Here is a 12,256-nt window from a genome sequence, read left to right as displayed (position 1 = left end):
GTCCGGATCCGAGGCGTACAGCGTCCCCAGCTCCCAGCCACGGTCGTCGGGGAAGCCCGACAGGGCGTCCACACCGGAAGCGACCAGGTGCCACAGCGCCTCCGGCGAACCCACCTCGCCCGGAAAGCGGCAGCTCATGCCGACGATCACGACCGGATCGTCGTGGGCCGCGGCAGTCGTCGGCGGTGTCGCCGCGTACCCCGCACCGTCCACGCCGGTCAGCTCGTCCTGCAGGAAACGCACCACGGACGACACAGTGGGGTGGTCGAAGACCAGCGTGGCGGGCAGCCGCAAACCGGTCGCGGCGACCAGCCTGTTGCGCAGTTCCACTCCGGCCACCGAGTCGAAACCCAGCTGGCGGAACGGTTGTTGATCCTGAACGGCCTCCGGGGAGGAGTGTCCCAGCACGACGGCGACCTGTTCGCGCACGGTCATCGACAGCGCCTGGAGCCGGTCGCGGCCGGTGAGAGCGGTCAGTCGTGCGCGAGCTGGGGGAGTTCCATGCATGGCGGTGTCGACAGCGGTGCCGGAGCCGGTCCCCGCGTCGGCGGCGCGAACCGCCTCGGGCAGCTCGTCGAACAGGGTGCTCGCACGGGCGGCGGTGAACACCGGGACGAGCCGGTCCCACCGGATGTCGGCGATCACCAGGTCGCTCTCGTCTGCATCCAGCGCCTGCTGCAACGCGGCCAGAGCGGCGGACGGTTCCATGCCCGCGACGCCGTAGCGGGCCAGCGTGTCCGCGGCCGCGCCCGACGCCATGCCTTCGCCGGCCCACGCGCCCCACGCCACCGATGTGGCGTGCCTGCCCTCGGCGCGCAGGTGCTGGGCGAAGGCGTTCAGAAAGGCGTTGCCGGGCGCGTAGTTGCCCTGCCCCGGCATGCCGAATGTCGCTGCGAGGGAGGAGAAGAGGACGAAGGCCGACAGGTCCAGGTCGCGGGTGAGTTCGTCGAGGTGGCGGGTCGCGGCCAGCTTTGCACGCATCACGTGCCGTACCTGGTCAGCGGTCAGGGTGTCGACGATGCCGTCGTCGAGTACCGCCGCGGTGTGGAACACCGAGGTCAGCGGGTGCTCGGACGGCAGATCGGCGAGCAGTCCGTCCAGCGCTTCCCGGTCGGCGACGTCACAGGCCGTCACCGTCACCCTGGCGCCCTCGGCCCGCAGTTCGGCGGCCAGTTCGTCGGCGCCGGGCGCCTGGGCGCCACGTCGGCCGGCCAGCACGATGTGCTCGGCGCCGCTCCGTGCGAGCCAGCGGGCCACGTGCGCGCCGAGCACGCCGGTGCCGCCGGTGACCAGGGTTGTGCCGCGCGGAGTCCAGTCGCGCACCTGCCGCTGCGGCAGGGCGTGCCGCAGGCGTCGTACGAACACGCCTGCGGGGCGGATGGCGACCTGGTCCTCACCGCGCAGTCCCGCGAGGACCCCGACCAGCGCGGCGGCGGACCGCCGGTCCAGGGCGTCGGGGAGGTCGATCGAGCCTCCCCAGCGTTCGGGGTGCTCGGCCGCGACGACACGGCCCAGGCCCCAGACCGTCTCCTGGAGGGGCGAGCGCACCGGGTCAGTGACGTCGGTCTGGACCGCGTGCCGGGTCAGGAACCACAGGGGGGCTTCGATCCCGGCCCGGCCGAGTGCCTGGGTGAGGGTGAGTGTGGCGACGTATCCGGCGGGCACAGTCGCGTCGCCGGGCCGGTCCTCACCGGCCAACGACAGCGTGGAGACCACCCCGGCGATGGCCATGTGTGTCTCGCGTGCCTCATGTGACTCGCATGCCTCATGCGCGTCGCGGAGCAAGGCGACCAGTGCGTCTGCGGCTTCCTCCGCGTCCGGATTCGTGTCCGCGTTCGCGTTCGGGTTCGGGTTCGTTGCCATCTCCACGCGCACCACGTGGGCGCCGTGGTTCTCCAGTGCCCGCTCGGTGTCCGCGATCAGCCGGGCGGTGATGTCGTCGGGGGCGGCGGGGACGGGCAGGAGCCAGGTGCCTGCCAGAGCGGTCGTCGCGGGCGGGGTCACCGGTCGCCAGGCGATCCGGTAGCGCCGGAGGCCCGTGGCGGCTTCGGCGGGCCTGTCGGTCGGCGTGGTGAGCCAGTACCGCCGGCGCTGGAACGCGTACGTGGGCAGCTCGACCCTGCGTACGGCCGTGTCGGCGAGCAGGGCGTCCCAGGCGACCCGGGTGCCGGACACGTGGAGTGCCGCGAGCGTGTCGAGCGCGGTCCGCCCCTCCGGGCGTCCCTTGCGCAGCATCGCGACGCAGACGGTGTCCGGGGCGTCGGCCAGTGTCTCGCCGGTCTGCGCGGTGAGGACGGCGTCCGGCCCCACCTCGACGAATCGCGTCACGCCCAGGTCGCGCAGGGTGGTCACGCCGTCGGCGAAGCGCACCGTCGCGCGGACGTGGCGCACCCAGTACTCCGCCGAGCACAGCGTTTCCGGGCCTGCCTGCCGCCCCGTCACGTTCGAGATCACGGGAATGCGCGGCGCCCGGTAGGTCACCTCTCGGGCGATCCGGGCGAAGTCCGCGAGCATAGGCTCCATCAGCGGCGAGTGGAAGGCGTGGCTCACCCTCAGCCGCTTGGTCCTCATGCCTCGCTCGGCGCACCGGGCGGCGACCGCGAGCACCGCGCTCTCGTCGCCGGAGATCACCACCGACCGAGGCCCGTTGACCGCCGCCACGGTCACCTCGCCGACGGCTTCCCCGAGCAGCTCGGCGATGTCGGTCTCCGTACCGCCGATCGCCACCATGGCGCCGCCCGGCGGCAGCGCCTGCATCAGGCGGCCGCGGGCGGCGACCAGCCGGCAGGCGTCGGCCAGCGAGAACACCCCGGCCAGGTGCGCGGCGACCAGCTCGCCGAGGGAGTGGCCCAGCAGGTAGTCCGGCCGCACACCCCAGGACTCCAGAAGCCGGTACAGGGCGACTTCGACGGCGAACAGGCCCGCCTGGGCGAAGAGCGTGTCATCGACGCGGGTCGCTTCCTCCGACCCCTCCGCGGCAAAGACCACGTCCCGCACCGGGTGTTCCAGGAACGCGTCCAGCGCGTCGCACACCTCGTCGAGGGCTTGGGCGAACAGCGGGAAGCGTGCCGCGAGTTCCCGGCCCATGCCCAGGTGCTGCGCCCCTTGCCCGGAGAACAGCGCGCCCGTCAGCCCTTCCGCCACCCGACCGACGGCGACTCCGGGAGTGGTGTGCCCGGTGGCCACGGCGTCCAGGGCGTTCAGCAGCATGTCGCGGTCCGTACCGATCACCACGGCACGGTGCTCCAGGGCGGGCCGGGTCGTCGCCAGCGACCAGGCCACGTCCGCGATGCCCGCCGTGGTGCCCGCCGTGGTGCCCGCCGTGGTGTCTTGGAGGAGGTGGGCCCGGAGCCGCTCCGCCTGCGCGCGGAGGCTTTCCGCGGTCTTGCCGGAAACCGGCCATGCCACCGGCCCCGCATCCGACGCGGAGACAACGGCGTCAACGGGGTCAGCGGGGTCAACGGGGACGCTCGAAGCCGCCATCGAGTCCTCCGCGGAGGCCTCCTCGATGATCGCGTGCGCGTTGGTGCCGCTGATCCCGAACGCCGAGACCGCGGCCCGCCGCGGGCGTCCCGTCCCGGCCCACTCGCGGGCCTCGGCCAGCAACCGCACCGTCCCCGCGGACCAGTCCACGTGCGGGGTCGCCTCTTCGGCGTGCAGAGAACGCGGCAGCGTGCGCGCCCGCATCGCCATGACCATCTTGATGATTCCGGCCATGCCGGCCGCGGCCTGCGTGTGCCCGATGTTGGACTTCACCGAGCCCAGCCACAGGGGGCGGTCGGTGGTCCTGTCCTGCCCGTACGTCTCCAGGAGCGCGTGCGCCTCGATGGGGTCGCCCAGTGTCGTCCCCGTACCGTGCGCCTCCACGGCGTCGACATCGGCGGTGACCAGCCCGGCATCGGCGAGCGCCTGATGGATCACCTTCTGCTGGGCCAGGCCGTTGGGCGCGGTCAGACCGTTGGACGCACCGTCCTGGTTGACGGCGGTGCCGCGCACCACCGCGAGGACCGGATGGCCGTTCGCCCGCGCGTCCGAGAGCCGTTCGAGGAGCAGTACGCCGGCTCCCTCGGCCAGCCCGAATCCGTCGGCCCGCGCGGAGAACGGCTTGCTCCGGCCGTCCGGGGCGAGGGCTCGCTTGCGGCTGAACTCGGTGAGGTATCCCGGGTTCGCGAGCACCGTCACGCCGCCGGCCAGGGCCAGCGAGCACTCGCCCGCGCGCAGCGCCCGGACCGCGAGGTGCAGTGCGACCAGGGAGGAGGAGCAGGCGCTGTCGACCGTGACGGCGGGGCCCTCGAAACCGAAGGTGTACGCGAGCCTGCCGGATGCCACGCTGACCAGATTGCCGGTCAGCAGGTACCCCTCCAGATCGGTGGGGGCCTCGTGCAGCCGGGGGCCGTAGTCCTGGGCGATGGCCCCGACGAAGACCCCGGTGTCGCTGCCGCGCAGCGCGGCCGGGTCGACGCCCGCGCGCTCCAGCACCTCCCAGGAGGTTTCCAGGAGCAGACGCTGCTGGGGGTCCATCGCCAGCGCCTCGCGCGGGCCGATCCCGAAGGGCGCGGGGTCGAAGTCGCCCGCGTCGTGCAGGAACCCGCCGGCACGCTGGTAGAAGCGGCCGGGCTTGCCCGGTTCCGGATCGTAGCGCTCGGCGATGTCCCAGCCGCGGTCGGTGGGGAGCTCGGTGACGGCGTCGCCGCCGACGGCGACCAGCTGCCACAGCTGCTCGGGGGTGGTGACTCCGCCAGGGAACCGGCAGCCCATGGAAACGATGGCGATCAGGTCGTCGTCCTCGGCCCCCGATCGGTCCGGTCCCGTCGCCGCCGGCGGTGTCGTGCGGACGGTGTCCGGGCCCGTGATCCGTGTGTGCAGCAGTTGCGCCATGGCCAGCGGGGTGGGGTGGTTGAAGACCGCGGTGACGGGGAGACGCAGGCCGGTCCGCACCGCCAGGCGGTTGCGCAGTTCCACGGCGGCCATCGAGTCGAAGCCGGCTTCGAGGAAGGTGCGGTCGGGCGCGATGTGTCTCGGGGTGCCGGAGTGTTCCGACGTTCCGGAGTGGCCCGACGTACCGGAGTGTGCCGACGTGCCCGACGCGAGGACGTCCGCCGCGGTCTCGCGCACCACCTGCAGAAGGTGCAGCTCCTGTTCGGGGCGGCTGAGACCGGCCAGTTCCGCGGCGAGGTCCGACGGTCCGGCCGCGTCCGGTTCGGTCCTGCACGTCGGGCGGACGGCGGTGAAGGGGGCGCCGTCGAAGCCCGACATCAGTGCTACGTGGTCGTCGTCGAGCGCGCGGGCCAGGCTACCGGCCAAGGTCGCGGTGTCCGCGGCGACCAAGGTCGCGGGCAGTCCTCGGGTACGCCGGTTGCGGGCCACCGCGTCGAGGTAGGCGTGCAGGGCGGCCGCTGGGGCCGAGCCCGGCTCGCCGACGGTGCCGGTGGGCGGGCAGATGAGGGCGTACGTCGTGGCGGGGGACGGTTCGAGCAGGTCGTCGAGGGCTGCGAGGCTCTGGGCGGTGGAGCGCAGGAGGTCACCGAAGCGGGACGGCTCCCGTGGGTCGGCGAGGTCGGCCTGGGCGGGGGTGTCGATGCCGACCAGGACCGTGTCGACGACTGTCCCCGCCGCCCCGGTCCGCGATTCCGGTCCGTCCAGGGGGGTGGCGATGTCGACGAAGTGCTCCGCTCCGCGCGAGGACAGCCACCCGGCCGTCTCGTCCCGCGAGGCACCGACGCGCAGCACGGTGCCCTGAGCGCGCCAGCCGCGCGCCCGGTCGCCGTGCGCCTCACCACCCTCACCGTGCTGGGCTCCCGCGTCAGCCAGGCGTTCCCGGTACGGGACGAACAGTGCCGTACCGCGGAGCGCCACCCGGCCCGTGCCGACGCGTCCGGAGAGCGCGGCGGCGAAAACCGAGGCGAGCGCGGCGGCCCGCTCCTCGCCCTCCTCACCGGCGGCTCCGTCCCCGTCGTCGGGGAGCCCGACCACGTCGGCCGTCAAGTCCACCAAGCCGCCCCACTGGGCGGGGTATTCCAGCGCGGCGGCCCGGCCGAAGCCCCACAGGGCCGCCTGGTCCGCGTCGAGCGTGCCGTCGTCGGGCAGGGCCTGCACCGCCCCTCTGGTCAGGCACCACAGGGGTGCCCGGCCGGCGTCCGACAGCCCTCGCAGCAGCGCTGCCGTCGCATCCAGGGCGCCGCCCGGTGAGGTGCTCCCAAAACCGCCGAGCGCGAGGAGGGAGACCACGCCCGCCAGGGGTGCGCGCCCACCACCGGTAAGTTCGGCGGGCAACGCGCCGGTGCCGTCCCATGCGGTACGCAGCACCTGGGCGCCGGCGCGTTCCAGTGTTCCGGCGACGGTGTCGGGGATGCGCGGGGCGATGCCGGGGGCGAGTACGGGCGGCACCACGAGGAGCCAGCGGCCGGGGAGCCGGACGGGCTCGGCACCGGACATGGCGGGGGCCCACAGTTCGCGGTGGACCGTGCCGTCCGTCGCAGCGGCCCGGTCCTCGACCGGGCAGGCACTCCGTTGGAACGGGTACAGGGGCAGGTCCACGTGCGCGCGCGCCGCACCCTGGTACGCGGCCGACCAGTCGACCTCGACGCCCTGGACGTAGGCGTCGGCCAGAGAGGTGTGGAACGTCTCCAGGTCCCCGTGGCCGCGGCGCAGCGTGCCCAGTGCCACCGCGTCGTGCCCGGCCTCCTCGAAGGTGGCGGCCATGGCCGTGACGAGCGTCGGGTGAGGGCTGAGTTCGACGAAGAACCGCTTGCCGTCGGCTGCCAGTTCGCGGCAGACCGCCACGAAGTCCACCGGCTCACGCACGCAGCGCCGCCAGTACTCGGCGTCCGTCATGGATACCGGTCCCATGGCGTGGGCGGGGATCGAGGAGTGGAGGGGCACTGTCGCCGGACGCGGTGCGAGGCCGGCGAGTTCCTCGGCGACCGGCGGCAGGATCTCGTCGATGTGCGGGGTGTGCGCGGACAGGCCGAGACGCAGCTTCCGTGCCCGTATGCCGTCGGCGGCCAGTTCGGCGAGCAGGTCGGCGACGGCATCCGGGTATCCGGAAACGACCACTTCCTGCGACCCGTTGACGGCGGCGATCCAGATCCGGTCCGGCCACGACGCCAGCCGTACTGCCGCCTCACTCTCGGGGAGGTTGACCCAGGCCATGTCGCCGCGCCCGACCAGGCCGGCCAGGTGGCGGGTCCATGAGGCGGCGACCCGGGCCCCGTCGGAAAGCGAGAGCACGCCCGCCGCGCACGCCGCGGCCCATTCACCGATGCTGTGGCCCACGATGGCCGCGGGCCGCACACCGTAGGACTCCCAGAGGGCCGCGAGCGACACCGTCACCGCCCACAGAGCGGGCTGTGACACGTCCACCCGGTCCATGCCCGGGGCCCCGTTCCGGCCGCGGATGACGTCCAGCAAGGACCAGTCGACGAAGGGTTCGAGTGCTTGGGCGCACTCCTCCATACGCCGGGCGAACACCGGTGCCGTGTCCAGGAGCTCGGCCGCCATGCCCTCCCACTGAGGTCCATGGCCGGGGAAGACGAAGACGACCTCGCCGGACTCCCCCACCCCCTCGGCCCCGCCGAACCTTCCGCGCTCGCTCGCTTGCCCGGGCCCCGTCGCTTCTCCCTGGACCAGGCCCTTCACGGCCTCTCCCGCGGCCAGCACGGTCAGCGAATCCCGTGCGTCCGCGGCCGATCCGGCGAGCAGGACCGCGCGGTGCGCGAGGGTGGTGGCGCGGGTGGTCGCCAGGGCGTGGCCGGCCCGGGCGAGCGGCACTTCCGGCGTCTTTTCGCCGGGGGTGAGCAGGTCCCGCAGCTGCTCGGCCTGCCGGCGAAGGGCCGGGGCGGCAGCGGCGGACAGCACCAACGGCACCGCGCGGGGCGCCACTTCGAGTCCTGGCACCGCACCGTGCGCAGTCGGCGCACCGTGCGCGGACGCGGTCGCAGGCACAGACACAGGCGCGGGCAAAGACGCAGGTGCCGCGGCCGGGCGGTCGACGATGTCACTCCCCTGGAGCACGCCGCGCACCCGCTCGCCGTTCCCGTCCGCGTCCGCCAGCGTCCTGAGGACCAGGAAGCCGCCCGTGCGGCCGTCGGTGGAGCCGGCCAGTACCAGGGTGGCCGCGCCGTCGGTCAGGAGTTGTGCGGCCTCCTCCACGGCCCGGCCCGGCCAGTCCGTACGGCTCGTGCCCCGGTCTGCGGGGGTGCTCGGCTTACGAGTGTTCGACGTATGGGAGATCGACGTACGGGAGGGGGAGAGCCCGCCACGGGTGGCGAAGTCGAGGGCGGTTCGGAAGAGGAGGCGCTCACGTCCGTCCCAATGGGCGTCGATCTCGGCTCTGACCCGCTCGGCCGCCAGCCGGTCCGGCGCGATGCCGGCGTCCTCAAGCGCCTCCCAAGCGAGTTCGAGCAATAGCCTCTGCTCCGGGCGGACTTGAGCGGCTTGATTCACGGTCAGCCCGAAGAACCCGGGATCGAAGTCCACCGGAACCACCGGGCTCTCCACGCGCGCGGTACTCTCGGGGCCTGCCGCGTCGGACACCGGGAAAAGCTCACGACGAGCCATTCCGACAACGGCAACATATTCAACCCGCGCCGAATCCTGCGACAGCAAAATTCCCCCAGAGCAGCAGTTGCGCCTCGTCACCAGGGCCCGCCCGACCGATCGACGTGAATCGAAAGAGAAGCGAATCACGCGAGACCGCGGAAGCAGAAACCCCTGGCACGAGCCCCGTCAAAGCCATTCGGAGGCTAACACACCGCTAATCCGCAAATGAAGGTTTCCAGTCACACACAACGGCGACGGGCCACGCGTTCCGGCACCCCCCTGTGTCGAATTGCACAACCCCTACAACACAGGGGTTGTCTCCGTTCGGCACGGCCCGCAGGCTGGTGCGTGAATCCCGCTCGCCGTGCGGGCAGGCGCGACCGCCCTCCTCGACCGGCAGCACGCGAAAGGACTTCGGGTGACCGCCAGCCTCACCGACACCAACCTGTGGATCCGTCGATTCCACCCGGCCGATGACGCGCCGGCGAGGCTTCTGTGCCTGCCGCACGCCGGGGGTTCCGCGCCGTTCTACTTCCCCGTCTCGAAGGCACTCTCGCCCGACGTGGACGTGCTCGCCGTGCAGTACCCGGGCCGTCAGGACCGCCGCACCGAGCCATGCATCGAGTCCCTCCCCGAACTGGCCGACGCGCTGGTCGAGCAGGTCCTGCCGTGGACCGACCGGCCGCTCGCGCTGTTCGGGCACAGTATGGGAGCCTCGCTCGCGTTCGAGCTCGCCCTGCGACTGGAAGAGCGGGGGACGGTGCCGCTGGTGGTGTTCGCCTCCGGGCGGCGCGCGCCGTCCCAGCACCGGGACGAGACCGTCCACCTGCGTGACGACGACGGCATGGTCACCGAGCTGCGTGCGCTCAGCGGCACCAACGCCCAGGTGTTCGGCGACGAGGAGCTGCTGCGCATGGTGCTGCCCGCGATCCGCAGCGACTACAAGGCCGCCGAGACCTACCGGCACACGGACGGCGCCCGCCTCACCGCCCCCATTCAGGTACACGTGGGCACCGAAGACCCGAAGGCCACCCTGGACGAGGCCCGCGCCTGGGGCAAGCACACGAAGAGCGACTTCGATATGCTCACCTACCCGGGCGGACACTTCTACCTGAACAGCCACGCACCGCGCGTCATATCCGCGATTTTCCAGAAGATTTCCGCACTGCTTCCTTAAGCGGACTTCTCCACCGAAGCGGATTTCCTTCACTGAATCGGATCTTCTTCGCAGTTGCGCAACCGGAGTAATCTTCTATAGGGGTAATACCTGGGTGTGGAGGGGTTGTTGGGGCGGGGTCACGCCCCAACAGTGGACGGCATGACTATCCATCCCGAAGGGCCGGTCCTCTTCGTCTCCAGCTCGGCCCGCGGCCATGTGAATCCGCTGCTGACCATGGCCGGTGAACTCGCTGCCCGCGGCTGGCCCGATGTGTGGTTCGCCGCGGACGACGACGTCCGCGGCGACGTGGAGGCACTGGGGAGCGGCTCCGTCACCTACGTACCGCTGGGCCCGCAGGCCCGGGGGTTGAACCCCACCCTGTGGGACGACGAGGCGTACCGGTCGGCCACGACGCAGTCGAAGTGGAAGAACTGCGTCGCCGTCATCCGCGAGGCCCTGGACGTGACGGTGCTCACCGAGAAGTACCTCGCGCTGGACGCCGAGGTCGAGCGCATCAGGCCCGCGCTCATGGTCGTCGACTCCGAGACGGTGTACGCCGTCGACGTGGCGATGACGCGCGGCATCCCGTTCGTCCTCAGCGTGCCCTACCCGGTGAGCGGCTTCTTCCAGCCGCTGCTTCCCAAGGACTACCCGACCCCGTTGTCCGGGCTGCCGCAGCGCATGACGCGCTCCCAGCGGGTGGCCAACCGTCTGTTCCGCCTGCGGTTCATGACGCTGCCGCTGCACAAGGGCATGCTCAAGAAGCTGGCGGCGGTGCTGAAGGTCCGCAAGCAGCTGGGCATCGCCAATCCGACCGGCGGCGTCAAGGCGAAGATCGACGGGGCTACCGCCGTCTTCGCCTACTCGGTGTTCGGTGTGGAGTACCCGTTCCCCGCGCCCGAGAAGCTGCGGATGCTGGGCGCCATGGTGCCCGCGACACCGCAGTGCGAGGAGGACGAGCTCACCCGGTGGCTGGACGGGCGGGAGTCGGTCGTTCACATGGGGTTCGGCACCATCAGCCGGCTCACCGCGGAGCAGGTGCACTCCCTGGTCGATGTGGCCCGCCGCCTGGAGGGCCGGCACAGTGTGCTGTGGAAGCTGCCGAAGGCGCAGCAGGATCTGCTGCCCCCGGATGCCGAACTGCCCGCCAATCTGCGCATCGAGTCGTGGATCCCCTCCCAGTTCGACGTGCTGGCGCACCCGCATGTGCGCGCTCACCTCACCCACGGCGGCGGCAACAGCGTCGGTGAGTGCCTGCACTTCGGCAAGCCGCTGGTGGTGGCGCCGCTCTGGCTGGACTGTCACGATCTGGCGGTGCGTGTCGTCGACTGCGGCGCGGGCCTCGCCGTGGACGACACCAGGACGTTCGATGCCGCCGAGGTCACCGCCAAGCTGCACCGGGTGCTGACCGAGGATTCGTTCTCCGAGCGCGCACGTCACTGGGCGGGGCGCCAGCACGAGGCCGGCGGGGTCGCCGGAGCGGCCGACCTGCTCGTCGAGTACGTGGCGGGCCTGCGAGCCCGGTGAACGGCCGGGGGCCGGAACGGGTTCGGGCGCACCGCCACACGACGATGCGCCCGAACCCGTTCCGGCCCCGAGGATCCGTCGGCCGCGAACCGTGTCACTCGGCGAGCTTGGTACCCCCCACCCAGACGAACACCCGCAACTCCGTGCCGTTGTGGATCTCGCTCTCGGTGGTCGGTTCGAAGTGTTCGTAGCGATTGCCCCGCAGCAGCTTCAGCTTGTCGTCGGTGTCCTCCACGTAGCAGACGCGCTGACTATCCGTCAGATAGGGCGAGACGCCACCCCGGAGAATGACATTCGGTTCGACGGTGTTCATACGGTTTCCTCTCCTCAAAGGCCACTGTCAACAGACGAGCCGCTCGCAGTCGACAACGCGATGGCTGTCACCACGAGACCGTTTCCGGTAATCCACCGCCCGGCGATCTTCCGGGGGAATTCCTGAGCACTCCCCACATGAGAGAGCAGCCTCGCGGAGAACGTGCCGTCAGCCGGATCGAAGTCGATCACCGCGTCCTCGAACTCCAGCGGGCGGCGCGTGAGGGGATACCAGGTCTTGTAGATGCTCTCCTTGGCACTGAAGAGCAGCCTGTCCCAGCGCACTTCGGGCGCGTCGGTGAGCAGTTCCTTGACCATGACCTGCTCCGCGGGGAGAGCCACCGCCTCCAGAATTCCGTCCGGCAGCGGCAGGTTGGGCTCCGCGTCGATGCCCACCGAGGCCAGCTCGGGGACCTTGACGACGGCCGCCGCACGGTAGCCGCGGCAGTGCGTGATACTGCCCCTGACCGAGCGGGGCCAGACAGGAGCCCCTCTCACTCCTTGGAGTACGGGCTGCGGAACGGAGTATCCGAGGCGTGCGAGCGCCTGCCGCGCACAGTACCGCCCGGTGGTGAATTCACGGCGCCGCAATTCCACCGAGTCACATACGAGAGCCTCCTCCTCAGGGAAAAGCATGGCCTCCGCCGGATCCTCGAACGTTTCGTACGAGGCGACCTGAGTCGGCAGTATCTTCTCAAGCATTGACTTTCCTTAGGG

General features: G+C 71.5%; 5 protein-coding genes. 2 read left to right on the top strand and 3 right to left on the bottom strand.

All coding sequences use genetic code 11. The annotated features are described in order from the left end of the window. Positions 1-8,559 (bottom strand): SDR family NAD(P)-dependent oxidoreductase (locus ABEA26_RS32275; protein ID WP_345597152.1); only part of this gene is annotated, 8,559 nt, incomplete at its 3' end. 400 nt (positions 8,560-8,959) lie between these two features. On the opposite strand from ABEA26_RS32275, the gene ABEA26_RS32270 reads away from it, so the two are divergent. After that, entirely contained in the window at positions 8,960-9,718 is a 759-nt protein-coding gene (locus ABEA26_RS32270; RefSeq protein ID WP_345597150.1) for a thioesterase II family protein, read from the top strand. A gap of 141 nt (positions 9,719-9,859) precedes the next feature. Beyond that, positions 9,860-11,227 carry a glycosyltransferase gene (locus ABEA26_RS32265; protein WP_345597148.1) on the top strand — a complete coding sequence of 456 codons (1,368 nt, stop codon included), beginning with the start codon at positions 9,860-9,862 and terminating at the stop codon, positions 11,225-11,227. 94 nt (positions 11,228-11,321) lie between these two features. Here the strand turns inward: ABEA26_RS32265 and ABEA26_RS32260 are convergent, their stop codons facing one another. After that, the gene (locus ABEA26_RS32260; protein ID WP_345597146.1) at positions 11,322-11,540 is read right to left on the bottom strand and encodes a DUF5988 family protein; all 219 of its coding nucleotides are present in this window, start codon (positions 11,538-11,540) and stop codon (positions 11,322-11,324) included. A gap of 14 nt (positions 11,541-11,554) precedes the next feature. Beyond that, positions 11,555-12,241, bottom strand: coding sequence for a 4'-phosphopantetheinyl transferase family protein (locus tag ABEA26_RS32255; RefSeq protein WP_345597145.1), 687 nt, complete (start codon positions 12,239-12,241; stop codon positions 11,555-11,557). Positions 12,242-12,256 lie beyond the last annotated feature (15 nt).

The organism is Streptomyces marokkonensis (assembly GCF_039539045.1).
Taxonomy (GTDB): Bacteria; Actinomycetota; Actinomycetes; order Streptomycetales; family Streptomycetaceae; genus Streptomyces; species Streptomyces marokkonensis.
The sequence above is the reverse complement of the archived record's forward strand: the minus strand, read 5'-3'. Positions and strand labels throughout refer to the sequence as shown.